Origin of the sequence: Flavobacterium muglaense, from assembly GCF_014305155.1 — a bacterium.
Classification (GTDB): Bacteria; Bacteroidota; Bacteroidia; order Flavobacteriales; family Flavobacteriaceae; genus Flavobacterium; species Flavobacterium muglaense.
Genome location: NZ_JACRUK010000026.1, coordinates 1 through 17,491 on the forward strand (window position 1 = coordinate 1; position 17,491 = coordinate 17,491).

Annotated in this window: 16 protein-coding genes; 3 read left to right on the forward strand and 13 right to left on the reverse strand. The window is 35.4% G+C overall.

Going from position 1 to position 17,491, the window contains the following annotated elements; translation table 11 throughout:
• Positions 1-135: 135 nt before the first annotated feature.
• Positions 136-2,742, reverse strand: coding sequence for a TonB-dependent receptor (locus H8R24_RS11080; protein ID WP_187018903.1), 2,607 nt, complete (start codon positions 2,740-2,742; stop codon positions 136-138).
• 163 nt (positions 2,743-2,905) lie between these two features.
• Between H8R24_RS11080 and H8R24_RS11085 the strand changes: the two genes are divergently transcribed.
• From H8R24_RS11085 to H8R24_RS11095, 3 genes are all read left to right on the forward strand, one after another.
• Positions 2,906-3,940 (forward strand): LacI family DNA-binding transcriptional regulator, encoded by a 1,035-nt coding sequence (locus H8R24_RS11085; RefSeq protein ID WP_187018905.1) that lies wholly within the window; start codon positions 2,906-2,908, stop codon positions 3,938-3,940.
• A 113-nt stretch (positions 3,941-4,053) separates the two neighbouring features.
• The gene (locus H8R24_RS11090; protein ID WP_187018908.1) at positions 4,054-5,079 is read left to right on the forward strand and encodes a hypothetical protein; all 1,026 of its coding nucleotides are present in this window, start codon (positions 4,054-4,056) and stop codon (positions 5,077-5,079) included.
• Positions 5,080-5,089: 10 nt separating this feature from the next.
• Positions 5,090-5,947 carry a polysaccharide deacetylase family protein gene (locus H8R24_RS11095; protein WP_187018910.1) on the forward strand — a complete coding sequence of 286 codons (858 nt, stop codon included), beginning with the start codon at positions 5,090-5,092 and terminating at the stop codon, positions 5,945-5,947.
• Positions 5,948-6,105: 158 nt separating this feature from the next.
• Here the strand turns inward: H8R24_RS11095 and H8R24_RS11100 are convergent, their stop codons facing one another.
• From H8R24_RS11100 to H8R24_RS11155, 12 genes are all read right to left on the reverse strand, one after another.
• Complete coding sequence (locus H8R24_RS11100; RefSeq protein ID WP_187018912.1) at positions 6,106-7,422, reverse strand: murein hydrolase activator EnvC family protein; 1,317 nt, start codon at positions 7,420-7,422, stop codon at positions 6,106-6,108.
• Between the two features lie 24 nt (positions 7,423-7,446).
• Positions 7,447-8,220: a DUF4292 domain-containing protein gene (locus H8R24_RS11105; protein WP_187018915.1), complete on the reverse strand. Its 774-nt coding sequence runs from the start codon at positions 8,218-8,220 to the stop codon at positions 7,447-7,449.
• A 7-nt stretch (positions 8,221-8,227) separates the two neighbouring features.
• Positions 8,228-9,571: a tetratricopeptide repeat protein gene (locus H8R24_RS11110; protein WP_187018917.1), complete on the reverse strand. Its 1,344-nt coding sequence runs from the start codon at positions 9,569-9,571 to the stop codon at positions 8,228-8,230.
• Positions 9,572-9,645: 74 nt separating this feature from the next.
• A complete protein-coding gene (locus H8R24_RS11115) occupies positions 9,646-10,662 on the reverse strand; it encodes a sugar nucleotidyltransferase (protein ID WP_187018919.1) in 1,017 nt (338 codons plus the stop codon).
• Positions 10,663-10,763: 101 nt separating this feature from the next.
• Complete coding sequence (gene dut / locus H8R24_RS11120) at positions 10,764-11,198, reverse strand: dUTP diphosphatase (RefSeq protein ID WP_187018921.1); 435 nt, start codon at positions 11,196-11,198, stop codon at positions 10,764-10,766.
• A 131-nt stretch (positions 11,199-11,329) separates the two neighbouring features.
• Positions 11,330-12,796, reverse strand: coding sequence for a lipopolysaccharide biosynthesis protein (locus H8R24_RS11125; protein WP_187018923.1), 1,467 nt, complete (start codon positions 12,794-12,796; stop codon positions 11,330-11,332).
• Between the two features lie 71 nt (positions 12,797-12,867).
• Complete coding sequence (locus H8R24_RS11130) at positions 12,868-13,323, reverse strand: hypothetical protein (RefSeq protein ID WP_187018925.1); 456 nt, start codon at positions 13,321-13,323, stop codon at positions 12,868-12,870.
• A gap of 10 nt (positions 13,324-13,333) precedes the next feature.
• Entirely contained in the window at positions 13,334-13,771 is a 438-nt protein-coding gene (locus H8R24_RS11135; protein WP_225876810.1) for a GNAT family N-acetyltransferase, read from the reverse strand.
• 100 nt (positions 13,772-13,871) lie between these two features.
• Entirely contained in the window at positions 13,872-14,732 is an 861-nt protein-coding gene (atpG, locus tag H8R24_RS11140) for an ATP synthase F1 subunit gamma (RefSeq protein WP_187018927.1), read from the reverse strand.
• Positions 14,733-14,806: 74 nt separating this feature from the next.
• Positions 14,807-16,384, reverse strand: a complete 1,578-nt coding sequence (gene atpA, locus H8R24_RS11145; protein ID WP_187018929.1) for a F0F1 ATP synthase subunit alpha — start codon at positions 16,382-16,384, stop codon at positions 14,807-14,809.
• Between the two features lie 38 nt (positions 16,385-16,422).
• Complete coding sequence (atpH, locus tag H8R24_RS11150; protein WP_187018932.1) at positions 16,423-16,956, reverse strand: ATP synthase F1 subunit delta; 534 nt, start codon at positions 16,954-16,956, stop codon at positions 16,423-16,425.
• A 4-nt stretch (positions 16,957-16,960) separates the two neighbouring features.
• Positions 16,961-17,452: a F0F1 ATP synthase subunit B gene (locus H8R24_RS11155; protein ID WP_187018935.1), complete on the reverse strand. Its 492-nt coding sequence runs from the start codon at positions 17,450-17,452 to the stop codon at positions 16,961-16,963.
• Positions 17,453-17,491 lie beyond the last annotated feature (39 nt).

Consider the following 17,491-nt stretch of genomic DNA (forward strand, 5'->3'; position numbering starts at 1 on the left):
AATTATTAAGATGATGAAGCATAAACACATTGGATTACAAATAATTAAAATAAGTACATAACTTTACACCTCTAATTTTTTATTAAAAAAGATGCCTTGATGTATAAAGACCAAGGCATCTTAGTTTTTATTGTTTTAGAAAGTAAATGTCAAATTCATTAATGCCGTTCTTGGGATAATTGGTCTACCCACAAAGAATTGCTCATCTGTTTGATTATCACCTAATCTAGGAGAACCTTCTGTAATTCCAGCAGAATTAAATAAGTTGAAAGACTGCGCTCCTACTCTAAGTGTTTCGTTATCAGACCCTACATTGAAAGTGTATCCTACACTTAAATCAACAATTCCAAAACCTTCTAATTTGATTGTATTAGCGTCATTTGTGAATTTATCACCAGCATAGTTATAATCAAGATTCGCATCAAAATTTGATTTGTCATAAGACAATCCTAATTTTGTCATTACATTAGGTTGTCTAGCCAATTTGTTTCCTACATAAGTTGGATTATTCTCAGACTTCGTCAACTCATGTTTTTGGTAAGTAAACGTACCGTTAAATGCGAACCCAGGGATAAATCTCCAGTTCCACGTACTTTCAATACCATACGATTTTGTGTCTTGTAAATCTACCTTTTCAATGAAACCACCTGAATTATTTGGGTCATTAATAAATTGAACGTTTCTTCTATCAGACAAATTTGCTGAGTATAACGCTACAGTTCCAGAGAAATCTCCTTTACCATATTTCAAACCTGCTTCGGCTTGAATAATTTTCTCAGGAGAATACGTATTTGGATTACCTAGAGCATCAAATTTTACAGAACGCAATTCTGGGAAGAAATACCCTTTAGAAAAGTTACCATAAACGCTTGTGCTTGTACTTATTTTGTACAATGCTGCTAATGAAATTGCGTAATCACTTGTAGAAACATGTGCACGTTGGTATGCTCCAGTTCCCCAAATTACTTTATCAATACCCGCGATACCAGTAGCATATGGAGTAGTTGCTAAATTGTACTCTTTTGATTTTTCGTTTTCAATTGTTCCAGATGCTGTTTCATGTCTGAAACCGATATCGAAATTCCATTTCTCTAATTTGATTTGATCCGTTAAGAAAAAAGCCAATTTATTACTTGTAATGTTTTTATTAGAATATCCAGTAGCTGTATTAGTTAGTCCGTTTACAGTATAACCAGAAAGGTTTACTAATCCCGGGCGGTTACTGTATTCGCTTAAATAACTCGTTGTGATATTCAAATCTCCTGCAGATGATCTAGACATAAATGTTCCCGCTGTAACAGTATGAATTCCCATTTTGTTGATTATTTTAATCTCAGATACTAATTCGTCTAATGGACGAACTCTGTCTACAATTCTGTTTTCGAATAAAAGAGCAGAAGCTGGTAAAGCTGCACCGTTTATAGTTGTAAAATTACCTGACGTTATGCCTCTAGTAGCTTTGAATTGATCTTGTGTTTCAACAGCTTTTGCACCTGTAACACCACTTCCGTCCGTAAAAAAGTTAAATTGATTCTTATATTGAGATTTTCTAATTTTAGCATCAATACTGAAATTATCTGAAAAATCATGTACAAAATTAGTCATGAAATACCCTCCTTTTGTGGCAACACCATCTTTAATATTTGATGTAAACATTCCGTTTGGCGTAGCATAAGAAATATCAGAAACGGCAGCTGTTTGCAAAGTCAAAATTTCTTTTCCGTCGTTACCAATAGGTCTTGTTCTGCTTCCTCCTTGTAATGGGTAAGGCAAAAAGAATTGTACTTTATCGTCAATTACTTGTCCAGAAAAGGTAATCGTACTTTTGTCAGTTACTTTTTTCACGTTAGCACGTATTTGGTATCCTTCAGTTGGCAATCCTGTTTTGATTGGTCCTTCATCATAACGATAAAACCCTGTTACGGCATAGAATAAATTAGAATCTTTCCCTCCTAATTGTCCACTAGACAAGAAATCTGCTTTGTATCTAGAATTAGTCCCTACTTCGGTCTTCAAAATATTTTTTGGAGTCGCTGAACCTGTTTCACTTGTATAATTAATAATACCTGCAACAGAACCCGCACCATATAATACTGATGAACCACCACGAATGAACTCTAAACTTTTCATACCAATATCTGTTCTAAAATAAACATCATGAGCAGAAGAGTTTAATCCAAAAGTAGATAATACTGGCATTCCATCTATTTGCAAAGGATTAAATTGAAATTGACCTCCTGAAGGTAAACCTCTCACAAACACGTTGGATGCTACTTCACCACCACCATTCTCAGTAGTAATTCCAGGTACACTTCGCAAAATATTAGCTTGGCTACTTGTATTTAATTTTGTTAAATCTTTCGCGCTAAAAGAAGTAATCGAAACGGGAGTTTCTTTTTGAGAACGTTTTACTGATGTTGCAGTCAAAACAACTTCATCTAAACTTTCAATACTTTCCTTTAATGTAAAGTTTACCGTTGCGTCTCCAGAGAAGTTTACGGTTTTTGTTTGCGGAAAAAAACCAATGTACATCACTTTGACTTTTTGCTCCCCACTTAGCTTTGCAGTAATCTCGTATTTTCCGTCAAAATCTGTTGTGGTTCCATAATTAGTTCCAGCTACAACAACATTCACCTGTGGCAAAGGGTTGTTTTTCTCATCCGTCACCGTCCCTTTAATAGTCGATTGTGAATAGGAACAGGTTCCTATCAGCAATAAAAATACTTTTAAATATTTTTTCATTTTGGTTGAATTTAAATTAAAATTTTGGTTTATTATTTTTGGCTAAACTAAAATGTTTCCAATCATATTGATACCAAAAAAATACAAAAAATGACCGCAAACCTTTGCGGAAACGTTTGCAAATAAAATAAAATTAGTACTTTTGTTGATATATCTATAAAAAATGCGCAAAAAAAATATTGTTACCTTAAAAAAATTGGCCTTAGATTTAGGATTGTCCATTTCTACTGTTTCAAGAGCATTGAACAATCATGCAGACATTAGTGAAGAAACAAAAGAGCGTGTTAAGGCTTACGCCAATAAAGTAAAGTATGCTCCCAATTTATTTGCCCGAGGATTTCGTTCTCATAAATCAAATATAATTGGGGTTATCATCCCTAACATCGAACACCAGTTTACCGCGACCTTATTAAAAGGAATTATTTACAATGCCGATCTCAACGGTTACAAAGTCATCATCTGTGAATCCTTTAATAACGAACAAAAACAAACGGAACTGCTGGAAACCATGATTCAGTTTGGGGTTGATGGTGTTTTATTATCATTGGTAAAAAAAACCACAAAGGTGGATGATATTCTGGAAATGATGGAACACATTCCGCTTATTCTGTTTGATCGCGTTTCTACAAAAGTACCTTGCACTCAAATTGTCATTGATGATGAGGAAGCCGCTTTTAAAGCAGTAGACCACTTAATTGCAACTGGCAAAAAAAGAATTGCCATCATCAAAGAAACCGAAAGTTCAATCCTATCCGAAATGAGATACAAAGGGTATTTGAGAGCGTTGCAAAAAAACAAGCTAGAACTAGACGATAGCCTAGTTTTAAGTTCCGAAGATCTTTCTATAGCCGAAGGAAAAAAACTAACCTCCGTGCTTATTGGATTACAAAACAAACCGGACGCCATCTTTGCCATTACGGATGAAGCAGGGATTGGCGCCATTCAGATTCTAAAAAAACACAAAATAAAAATCCCTTCAGAAATCGCTGTAGCAGGATTCAGTAATTCGATCTATTCGACCATTATCAAGCCTAACTTAACCACCATTGATCAACCCGGAAACCGTATTGGCGAAACGGCTATTAAGTATCTAATCGAAGAAATGAATACCGAAAACCAAATCAATTACAAAACCGTCGAAGTTAAAACAAATCTAATTATTAGAAAATCATCTTTTACCACTATAAAAAGAAAATAAACGATAAAAGCCCCCTTTTTTATACCGTGAATTATATAAAATTCAGTCCCTTAAACATAATAAATAGACTATAAATAGGGTTATCTTTGTACTAAACACCTACACTGCTTACTATGAAAAATCCTATAATCGCACTATATTCTCTTTCTGTTTTGACCCTCCTATCGAGCTGTAATCAAAATAAAAATTCGGACGACAAAACAATTGAAAAACAAGCCACAGAGCGCGCCGCAGATTCAATTATTAAAAAAGCGGTGGCCACCATTGACACCTTAGATTATACTAAAAGAATGCTAGCCATTAGCAATAACGACACCACCGGAAAATGGCCTGTAAAAACTCCTTATCCGTTACCTGGTGCCTTGCTGCCATATAACCGAATCATTGCTTTTTACGGTAATTTATATTCGAAAAGAATGGGAATCCTTGGGCAAATACCAAGAGAACAAATGATCACCCAATTACAAGCGGAAGTTGCTAAATGGGCCGCCGCCGACCCCAGCGTGAAAACCATTCTCGCTTTGCATTACATTGCTGTTACTGCTCAAGGTGCTCCCGGAAAAGACAATATGCATCGCATGAGAATGCCTTTTAAGCAAATTGACACCGTCATTAGCTGGGCAAAACCTATTGACGCACTAGTTTTTCTAGATATTCAAGTAGCACATAGCACTGTAAAAACAGAGGTAGAACTTCTAGAACAATACCTTGCCATGCCCAATGTACACCTTGGAATTGATCCTGAATTCTCCTTAAAAAACGGAGAAATTCCAGGCTCTAAAATAGGCACCTTTACTGCCGATGACATCAATGATGCAATCGATATTCTGGTAAAAGTGGTACAAAAAAACAAACTAACTCCAAAAGTTTTAGTCGTTCACCGTTTTACTCAAGGAATGGTAACCAATTATAAAAACATAAAAAAAGTACCCGAAGTACAAGTAGTCATGGATATGGACGGATTTGGTAGCAAAGTATTAAAGAAATCGACTTATCTAAGGTACATTTATCGCGAACCCGTACAGTTTACAGGGTTTAAATTGTTCTATAAAAATGACAATTGGAATAACTGGACCATGTACACGCCCGAAGAATTGTTGCAATTTACACCAAAGCCACTTTACATTCAATATCAATAAGCGTACACTCATGAAAACAACTATTGCATTTTCACTAAGTTGGTTGTTGCTTTTGGGAGCTTGTCAATCAAAAACAGATCAGAAAATTACACCAATAGAAAAAGGAACCAAAAACACAAATGTCCCTGCACTGCCTGTACCAGAAAAGAAAATGGCAACTACAGCCGCCATTCTTGCCAAAAAAGAGGTGCCTATTTTATGTTATCATAATATTCGAGAGTTTAGCCATACCGCTAGTGGCGATGTAAAAACATATACCGTAAAACCAGCCGCATTTTCGGATCAAATGAAAGCCTTAGCCGCTGCAGGTTATCATACCATATTACCCCATCAATTGTATGAATACCTCGTTCATGATGCCCCACTGCCCGATAAACCCATCATGATTACCTTTGATGACACGCGAGAAGAGCAATACACCATTGGAGCAACCGAAATGAAAAAATACGGTTTTAAAGGGGTCTATTTTGTCATGACCGTATCCATCAATAGACCCAAATACCTAAGTACTGAACAAATTAAAGAATTGTTCGATACAGGAAATACTATAGCCGCCCATACTTGGGACCACCATATGGTGACAAAATACAGTGGCGAAGATTGGAATATTCAATTGAATAAACCAAAAGCTAAACTAGAAGAAATCATTGGCAAACCCGTGACTTATTTTGCTTATCCGTTTGGGCTGTGGAACCCTACTGTAATCCCCGAAATTAAAAAAAGTGGTTACCAAATGGCTTTTATATTATCGACTAAAAGAGACCCTAACGAACCTCTTTATACTATTCGTAGAATCATTGTATCGGGTACCTGGACAACAGCAGGCGTTTTAAAGGCAATTGAATCTAGTTTTAATAAATCTATTTAAATTCACTCTATCCATGATTAGATAACCTACAACAACAACCAATGCAACTATTTTTACCCGTGATACAGCAGCAGCGCTAAAAAGAGGTTTCGAAACAGCAGGGCATAAAAAAAGCATCATTTAAACGATGCTTTTTTTGTACTTTGATTATGTTATTACTACTTTCCAGCTAACCAACTCTTAGGATCAGTATAACTTGTATTTTGTAGCAGTAAAAACTTAATTACAGTTTTACCCGTATCTCCATTGGTTCTTACACGTCCTATGACTTGCTTAATACTTACTTTATCCCCCTTGCTTACAGAGACTGAACTTAAGTTTTGATAGATTGTAAAATAATCTCCATGCTGTATCATTACCGCTTTATTTACTGGTGAAAGCACGATTATATTCGATACTTCTCCACCAAAAACCGCTAAGGCAGATGCTCCTTCGTTTGTGGTAATCTCAACACCACTATTATGAACCACTAGCGAACTGTAAATAGGATGGGCTTGGTCTCCGTATCCTAGAGAGATAAATCCACTTGACACTGGCCAAGGTAAATTTCCTTTGTTCGCTCTAAAATTATCTGCTACTATTTTTGACTCCGGAGTCAATTCAATCCTGGATGAAGAAACGGGATCTTTGCTAGCTTCTTTTGCAGCTTCTCGCACGGCTTCTTTGGTTTCGCCTTTTGATGATGACTTCGCACTATTTGCTAGTGCTAGTGCTTTGGCTTTCGCTCTTTCTATTGCCGCTTTTCTATTGGCTTCAGCAATTGCTTCACGAATCAAACGATCGATTTGCTTGTCGATTGTTTTAGACTCTCTTTGTTTTTTTCGAATATCCGAAACAATTTTATTTTTATCTTTCTTAATCGAATTAACCAGTTTTTCTTGCTCTACTTTTTCTTTAACAAGGCTTTCTTTTTCTTTTTCGTTCTCCGCAATTAATTTTTGCTTCGCCACTTTTTGAACCTGTAGCTTTTTATTATAAGAAATCAATTCAGTAGATTTTGAATAAATTTCTTCTCCTTGCGCTTTTCTAAAATTGGTGTATTGTTTTAAATATTGCGCTCTCTTGTAGGCTTGTAAAAAGTTTTCTGATGACAAGATAAACATGGCTCTACTTTGCTCTGAACGACTTTTATAGGACTTCAAGATCATCTTTGCATAATCTTCTTTTAGTATAGATAGTTCTCTATTTAGCTTATTAATCTTCATTTGATTAATATACATATCATTAGCCAAAAGTTTGCTTTGCTTTTCGGTTGTATTGATCAGTATTTCTTTCAGTCTAATTTTATTTTTCTGAATCATAAATACATTCATCGCCGATTTTTCCTTGGATTTCACGGACTGCAATAACTTTTCGTTATCCTTAATTTCCTGTTGGATTTGGGCTTTTCGTTGTTCTAATTTTTCTTGCTGCGATTGGCTCCACATTACTGAAGTCAAGCATAGAAAAATTAAGCTAAGGAGAAATTTTGGCATCTTAAAAATATATTTTTTGCAAATTTACTTAATTATAATTCTATTGTAACCATTTGGGACACTATATGGGAAAGAAATTTCTTCATTAAAAGAAATGTTATTGTAGTCCAGGTTAATTTCAGTTTTACCTTTAGTTTGATAGGCATCAATAGCAACAGTTGTAGGCATCAACGCTTCGTTGTACTGTTTAAAACCATCATAAGCTATTTGTATCATTCTACCTTCGGCAGTTTGTGTTATTTCTTGACGGTTAATGCTAAAATCGTTTCCGTTAATGTAAAATGATTTTTTAGTATTGCCACTGCCAACAGCATCTAAACGGTACAATTGTTCTACTAAAGACTCCGTATATTTGCCTTGCTTCAAATCGTCTAAAGCCTCGCCTAGCAACATGTTTTGGATTTTAGTATAATCTAAATCCGTTCCTAGCCATTGACTCAACGAACTAAAATCACCTTCAAAATAAGTTCCTTTAATTTTTTCATAATAACTCACAGATGTTGGAGTTATAGAAGCCTTAGCCATTGTAATTCCTAGAAAACGAATGCTCACTAAGATTTGCTCGTCTTTTTTGATTTTAATTTCGGCTGTAACATTTTGCGATTGCTTCTCGTCACTATACTTCACATTTGCCTTAATGTATAATGTCGAAAAATCAATTTTATTGTTATAATGTCTCATTATAATTTTCTTAGCCGCAATATTATCTATTGGTGCTGTTGCTGCTTCTGTAACTACCATTTTTGATTTGCAAGAAACCAAGGCAAGAATTGCTAATAAAGCGAATATCTTTTTCATGCTTTTTTTATTTTTTTAATAATTGATTGGCTTTAGAGAAATACAAGTCTTTTTTCTTGCTGTCTCCCAAACCATTATAGGCTTCCCCAAGTTGAATGTTAAAATTGACCTCCAATGGAACATCTTCAACCACATAATCCATTCCCATTTCTAGAATGTCTTTGGCCTTTTTAAACTGACTCAATTGATTGTATCCTAGGCCCGCATAATAATAAAATTGCGGCTGTGCCGGAAACACATCTACTAGATCTGTTGCTTTCTGGGCTACAATTGCAAATTGTTTGGTTTCGGTATACGCTTGAAGCAAAAGCAAATTAGTCTCTAAATCGGCAACGGTACTTTTTTGATTGGCTTTCTCATAGTACACAATTGCCTTATCCCATTGTTTTCTTGCGTGGTAAAACTTTCCTATTTCTAGATTTACATTAACCTCTGTGTCGTTATCAAAATAGCGTATAGCTTTTTCTAAGTCGGTATCATACTGCGGATTAGCGATAGTAAAAACCAAAAATTCATTTAAAACACGGTGCTTTATTTTAGCGTCTATTTTACTACTAGCCAAAATTATATTCATGGCATTAACTGCTTTCACTCCATCCTTATTTTCTAAGTGGTGCTTAAACAGGCTCACTTGTGCCCACTCTGATGTTGGGATTTCAATCTCCAATTTTCGTGCCGTTTCAAGTACTTTATCTACTTCATTATTTTTTGAATACAAATAAATAAGCGAAATATAATTAGACTCTACTTTGGGGTTTTTTAGTATTTGCTCGTTCAAATTGACAATCTCGGCATTTTGATATTTACCTTGCGATAAAATTTGCAATTTGTACGATTCCCTTCTGTCTGATTTGCCTGTGGTTTCATTTAACTCATTGATTAAAGCCAAGGCTTTGTCAAATTGCCCCGTGTTCATGTACAAGGAAGTTAAATCTTCTTTGAACTTAGGATCAAACGGAATTAATTTATTGATCGTATAAATGGCTTTTTCATAATCCTTAGTCGCATAATTCACATCATACATCCCCACAAAAAACCATTTGTTAGTAGGATCAATCTGGCTGGCTTGTTCAAAATAAGTGTATGCTAGTTTGTACTGCTTTGAAGCCAAATAATTTTTACCTAATTCAAAATGTACTGTCGCATTTTGAGGCTCGAGTTTTAAACAGTGTTCCAAAGCAACAATGGCTTTATCATAATTCTCAATGGCCTTTTGCTTGAGCGACTCATAAAAAAAATCTTGAAATTTATTTTCGTCTACCTTTATTTGTTCCGGCTCTGCTTGTGCCAATACCAAATTGGGATTGCCAAGCAAAACAAAAAACAATAGTACGAAAGCTGATTTCTTCATCTTAAATTGAAATAATTTGAACCTTGAGTACTACAATCGTTACTCAAGGTTCTACTTGATTATTAGGTTTTTAATTATTCTAAAACTGAATAATCGCCTATGCTAATACTGGTAAATTTACCATCAAAACTAACATGATTTCCAATCATGGCATTGTCTAAATTGGCATTCTTTATATGAGAATGTGTTTGAACTAAACTGTTTTTTATAGTTGAATCCATCACATGACATCCTTTTCCTAGCGATACATTAGGTCCTACGGTTGCATTGATCAACACTACATCATCGGCAATAAAACAAGGAGGGATGATGGTAGAGTTCTCTGATTTGATTGATTCACTTACTAAAGTCGCTCCATCATTTTGTAAAAAACCAAGCATTCTAGCATTTGTTTCAACGGTTACATTTTTGTTTCCGCAATCCATCCACTCGTCGACGCTACCTGTTTTAAAAACATTACCGCTTGCCATCATGGCTTTGATACCGTCATTGATTTGGTATTCGCCACCGTTTTGAATGTTATTGTCTAAAACGTTTTGTAATTCTTTTTTTAGATTTCCTACTTCTTTGAAGTAGTAAATTCCGATAACAGCCAAATCACTAACAAAATCTGTTGGTTTTTCAACTAGTTCTGTAATCTCATTATTGGCATTCATTTTCACCACTCCAAATGCTTCTGGTTGATCTACTTGTTTTACCCAAATTACAGCATCGGCAGTTGGATCTAAATCAAAATCGGCTCTAATTAAAGTATCGGCGTACGCAATTACAGCAGGCCCAGACAAAGATTCCTTGGCACACATAATAGCATGACCCGTACCCAAAGGCAAATCTTGACGGTAAATTGCTGGCTTAGCGCCTAAGCTTTCTGCCAATTCTTTTAAACTTTTGACTACATCATCGCCAAAAAAGGCTTCGTCTCCTAGAATAAAAGCAATTTCTTCTATCGGTTCTTTTAATATTTTAGCAATGTCTTCTACCAATCTATGAACGATAGGTTTACCTGCAACAGGAATTAAAGGTTTAGGTACTGTTAATGAATGTGGGCGAAGACGTGAACCACGTCCGGCCATTGGTACTATTATTTTCATATTTGCCCCCTAAACCCCCGAAGGGGAACTACTACTAGGGGTAAGTAGGATTTTAATTTATACTAATTTTATTTCTCTTCCCCCTTCGGGGGTTAGGGGCTCTATTTTACACCCGTACTACCAAAACCGCCTTCACCTCTTGAAGTTTCAGATAATTCTTGAACTTCAATCCAGTTCGCACGTTCGTGTTTAGCAATGATCAGTTGTGCAATACGCTCTCCGTTTTGGATTTCAAATGGTTGATTGGATAAATTTACTAAAATCACACCAATTTCCCCACGATAATCGGCATCAACTGTTCCTGGCGCATTCAATACGGTAATTCCGTTCTTGAAAGCCAGTCCGCTTCTTGGTCGTACTTGTGCTTCATAACCGATAGGTAATTCTATAAAAAGACCGGTTTTAACAAGGGTTCTTTCTAAGGGTTGCAAGGTGATTGGCTCGGTAAGATTTGCTCTTAAATCCATTCCTGCTGATGCTATGGTTTCATAGTGTGGCAAGGCATGTTGTGATTTATTGATGATGTTTATTTTCATGTTTTTTTATTTGGATGGCACCAGTCGTGACTGATCCGTACGTATGTTTTTTTTTAGCCCTGATGGAAGCGGCATCCTTTTCTTGACTTTTTTAGGAAAGAAAAGATACAGCGTACAGCAGGAAATAGCTCCTAATTACTTTTGGGAGCAATGACTTTTAATATAGTTGCTTTTTCGTTGTGGTATATAAAATAGAGAAATACTAACAATAACGGGATTCCCACGAAATAATTCTCTCTGAATCCGTAAAATGATACCGCCGAAAATAGAATCGACAATGACAAATAGCCTCCTATTTTCTTTAAATCGTACGGAATGGGGTAGTATTTAGTTCCCAAATAATACGAAATTAACATCATGCTTCCATAGGCTGCGATGGTAGCAATTGCTGAACCATAATAGCTCATGCTAGGAATTAACAGGAAGTTTAAAACTAAGGTAATCACAGCACCAACTATGGAAATGTAGGCGCCAATATAGGTCTTGTCTATCAACTTGTACCAAACGGAAAGGTTCGTATAAATGCCTAAAAAGAAATTGGCCAAGATAATCAAGGGAACTACTTTCATAGCCACCCAATACGATTCGTCTTGGATCATGTAGGTTTTAAACAAATCAGCAAAAACAATTACGGATAACAAAATGAAAGATCCAAAGATCACAAAATATTTGGTTACCATGGCGTAGGTTTGCGGCGCATTCTTATCGGCAGCATGGCTGAAAAAGAAGGGTTCGATCCCTAAAGTATAAGCCGTTCTATACAAGACCATGAACAACCCTAGTTTGTAACAGGCAGAATATACTCCCACCTCTGCCGCTGCAATATTTGCAGGTAATAAACGACCTAATAAGATTTTGTCAAATTGTTCGTTAATAGCAAAGGCTATACCAGCCACCATAATAGGCAATCCATAACGCATCATGCGTTTCCATAAATCCACATCAAATTTCCACTTTAAAAAGAAATAATCTGGCGCTAGAACCACAAAAGTTAACAAACTAGCGATAATATTGGATAAAAATATGTACCCTATTTCAAAGTTTTCAACGTATAAGCTGCTTACAAAACCTTGTGGATTTGCAGCAACAATTTTTGGCATATAAACCAAAAAGAACAGACTCAAAATAAGATTAACTAATACGTTTCCAATCTTAATGGCGGCATAAAACATTGGTCTTTGAAAAGCTCTTAGCTTTGAAAAAGGAATGATTACTAAAGCATCAAGTGCCAAAATCCAGATGGTGTACCCAATGTATTGGGAATCGATTCCAGACCAAGCTGCTAATGAATTTCTTGATAATAAAGCAATAAACAAGAAAGAAATAGTAGTCCAGAAAATAGAAACCATTGCTGTTTCTACGACTGATTTTTTATTGGTCTCATTATTGTAAAACCTAAAAAATGCAGTCTCCATACCGTAAGCCAAAATCACATTAAAAAAAATCATCCATGCAAAAATGATGGAAACCTTTCCATACTCGGCTTTTGGCAATAGTCCTGTATAAAGTGGAACTAAGATAAAACTGAACATTCTAGGTAAAACCGTAGCTAGTCCATAAATTGCTGTTTGCTTAAAAAGTCTTTTATATAATCCCAAAATGGTGTGTCTATTAATTTTAAAGAACAAAAATAACTAATTCTTTGGTTTAATCATTGCTGCTTACCCAATCATTGCTGTTCTTCTACCGCATTGATTTTATAAAAATGAACAACATCATTCCATTTGTACTGTAATAAAGCTTGATTTGGTTCTAATTTAAATCTAGGATCCATGACAACAGGTGCTTTATTACCGTATTCCTTTGCAGAATTGCCATCGAGAACTAAATCGGTTTTAGGTTCTAATGGTTTTACGGCCACCAGATACTCAATATTACTTACTTTGACAACCGCATTGATTTGATTTCTGAAATACAATTGTTGCAATTGCACCGCTAAAGGCTCATTGAAGATCAGGTGAACAACAATATTACTGGATTCTGCAGTTCCCTCGGCATCGACCTTGTTGTAATAGACCTCCTTAATTGCATGATCGAAATCAATTGTTTCATTTTTTACACTTCCACAAGAAGAAAGCGCAATTGCAATTGCGAAACACGTTACACCTAATCTGAATTCTCTCATAATAGCTGGTTTAAGAAAGTCCGTCTTCGTTGATCATCTTTAAAAAATGAAATCCTTTGGGAATGTATCCTTGGTTGAAGTAAAAACGTTGGGCAGTAAAATTATTAGTATAGGCATCCAGAACAATCATGGTACAACCTTGCTCCCTCGCTTTGACATCTATATAATCCGTCATCTTTTTACCCAATCCTTTGGCACGATGTGCTGGATCAACAATAAAATTATCAATCTCAATGTATTTACCGGACCATAATTTGAAACCTGTCCAGAAACCTGTAAGAGCCACACAAACTTCATGTTCATAAATGGCTAGTTGTTTGTAATTGTGCGGCACCATTTCTTTAAGATAGGATTCATATTTCTCTAAGGTAAAGGTTGGGTACAAATGTTTTAATATGGCAATTTCGGCCAACATTTCGTCTATTGTTGTCAGTTCTTTTAATACCAATTTGTCTAGTAGAATTAAATTAATAAATGCGGATAAAATTAAACAAAAAAAAGAGCCTCACTATTGTGAGACTCTAAATATAATGTAAAATATTTTCTTATTATCCTTTCAATGCTTCGGCACCACCAACGATCTCTAAGATCTCGTTTGTAATTGCAGCTTGACGGGCTTTGTTGTAAGTTAATTTTAATTGATTTCTCAATTCTGTTGCATTATCCGTTGCTTTGTGCATTGCAGTCATACGTGCTCCATGCTCTGAGGCAAATGAATCACGAATTCCTTTGTACAATTGCATTTTCAATGATTTAGGAATCAAGGTCAATACAATTTCTTCTTTTGAAGGTTCAAATAAATAATCTCCAGTTGAAGCCACAACATCTGATTGGATTGGTGCTAATGGCAAAAACTGTTCGGTTTGAACGATTTGAGTCGCAGCATTTTTAAATTGATTGTAAATCAATTCGATTTTGTCATATTCACCAGCCACAAACTTTTGAGTCAATACATCTGCAATTACAGCAACATTATCAAAAGTCAAACTATCGTATACTGCACTTTCGTTAGCAACAACAGCGTGTGTTTTAGTCAATACGTCGTTTCCTTTTTTACCAATTGCAAAAATATCTACTTGTTTACCTTCATAGTAAGCAGCACGATTTTTAGCACCTTTAATTACATTTGTATTAAATGCACCACATAAACCTCTGTTTGAAGTAATAGCAACTAGTAAAACTTTTTTTACTTCACGTTGTGTAGTAAACTCTCCCCCAGCATCACCTTCAAGTGTAGCCGAAAGATTTTGTAGCAATTCTGTTAATTTTTCGGCATAAGGGCGCATTGCAGTAATCGCATCTTGTGCTTTCTTAAGCTTTGCAGCAGAAACCATTTTCATCGCTGATGTAATTTGCATCGTTGATGAAACGGAAGTAATTCTATTACGGATTTCCTTTAAATTTGCCATTTTTATTTTTAGTAATTAGTAAATAGTGATTAGTAAATAGCTGTTCGCTACTTACTAATCACTAAACACTTATATTAGTTATATTTTGCTGAAACTTCTTTCGCTACAGATTGAATTACATCAGTAATTTCATCTGTTAACTTTCCTGCTTTTAAAGCATCAAGAGTTGCTCTGTGCTTGTTGTTCAAGAATTCCAAGAAATCTTTCTCAAATTCTTTTACTTTGTTCACAGGAACATTTTTCAATAAATTTTTAGAACCAGCGTAGATAATTGCAACTTGGTCTTCAACAGTATAAGGATCATTTAAACCTTGTTTCAAGATCTCAACATTTCTTCTACCTTTTTCAATTACGTTTAAAGTAACTGCATCTAAGTCAGAACCAAATTTAGCAAACGCTTCCAATTCACGGAATTGTGCTTGATCTAGCTTCAAAGTACCTGCTACTTTTTTCATTGATTTAATTTGAGCATTACCTCCAACACGTGATACCGAGATACCTACGTTAATTGCTGGACGAACCCCAGAGTTAAACAAATCTCCATCAAGGAAAATTTGACCATCTGTAATCGAAATTACGTTTGTTGGGATGTATGCAGAAACGTCACCAGCTTGAGTTTCGATAATAGGTAGCGCAGTTAATGAACCTCCACCTTTAACGATACCTTTTAATGAATCTGGTAAATCATTCATGTTTTTAGCAATTCCATCATCAGCAATTACTTTACAAGCACGCTCTAATAAACGACTGTGTAAGTAAAAAACGTCACCAGGATATGCCTCACGTCCCGGTGGTCTTCTTAATAAAAGAGAAACCTCACGGTAAGCAACAGCTTGTTTAGATAAATCATCATAAACAATTAAAGCTGGACGACCTGAATCTCTAAAATACTCACCAATTGCAGCACCTGCGAAAGGAGCATACACTTGCATTGGAGCTGGATCAGAAGCATTAGCTGCAACAATAATGGTATAAGCCATTGCACCTTTTTCTTCTAACATTTTAGCAATTCCTGCTACAGTTGACGCTTTTTGTCCAATTGCAACATATATACAAAATACAGGTTTTCCTGCATCGTAAAATTCTTTTTGATTTAAGATAGTATCGATACAAACAGTTGATTTACCTGTTTGACGGTCACCAATAACTAGCTCACGTTGTCCTCTACCAACTGGGATCATAGCATCAACTGCTTTTACACCTGTTTGTAATGGCTCAGTAACTGGCTGACGGAAGATAACTCCAGGAGCTTTTCTTTCTAACGGCATTTCGTATAATTCACCACCAATTGGTCCTTTTCCATCAATTGGAAAACCAAGAGTGTTTACTACACGTCCTACCATTTGTTCTCCTACTTTAAGAGAAGCGATACGTTGTGTTCTTTTTGCAGTAGATCCTTCTTTGATTCCTGTTGATGGTCCTAAAAGTACCACACCAACATTGTCTTCTTCAAGATTTAGTACAATAGCCTCAAGACCATTGTCAAATTCTACTAATTCTCCATATTGCACATTCGAAAGCCCGTAAATACGAGCAATACCATCTCCAACTTGAAGTACCGTTCCTACTTCCTCTAGTGTAGCACCAGATTCAAAACCTTCTACTTGCTTTCTTAATATTGCTGAAATTTCAGCAGGTTTGATTTCCGCCATCTTAATTTATAATTTAGACACTTAATGTGTAATAAAAACTAGTTACTTAATTCTCTTTTTAATACTTGTAATCTGTTAGCAACAGAAGCATTGTACTGCTTGTCACCTATTGTTAAAATAAATCCACCAATGATCGATGGATCTACATTATTTTCAATTGTAATTTTCTTATCTGATAAGGTTGCAATCTTAGCTAAAACTTTTGCCTCTAAAGCTGCATCCATAGGAATAGCAGTAGTAACCTTAGCTACTTCCACACCATTCATAATATCAAATAAACCATTATACTCTAATGCTATTGCTTCTAGAATTTCAAATCTTTTGTTTTCAAATAACAAATGAAATAAACTTTTAGTCACACCATTAGTGTTTGCAAAAACTTCTAATAAAGCGCTTTCTTTTTGATCCACTTTTAAAGTTGGATTTTCGATAAAGCTTTTTAATTCTTGGTTTCCTTTCACGGTAGAAGCAATCGTTTTCATATCTATGTTAACGGCTTCGGCCACACCTTTTGATTGTGCTATCTCTAAAATTGCTTTTGCATAACGAATTGCTGCTCTAGTTCCTGACATAATCTTAGTTTAATTTTACGTCACCCAACATGTTCTCAACTAATTTAGTTTGAGCTTCTTTGTTAGATAATTCGTTTTTCAATAATTTTTCAGCTATGTCCAATGATAAAGTCGAAACTTGAGATTTTAATTCAGCCATAGCTGCATTTTTCTCAGCTGCAATAGCCGTTTTAGCTTGCTCTATCATTCTCTCTCCTTGCGCTTGCGCTTCGGCTTTAGAATCAGCAATCATTTTCTCTCTCATTTCACGTGCTTCTTTTAATAAAGCATCACGTTCTACTCTTGCTTCTTGTAAAATACGTTCGTTGCTAGCTGTTAAATTTAGCATTTCAAGACGAGCTGATTCAGCAGATGCTAATGCATTGTTGATAGACTCCTCACGACTTTGCACAGCTCCCAAGATTGGTTTCCAAGCAAATTTTCTTAAAAGAATAAAGAAAACAACAAATATAATTGTTGTCCAAAATATTAAACTCTCTGGTGAAGTTAATTGCATAAACTTATATTTTAAAAATTGTTTTTGTTTTTTGTAAAA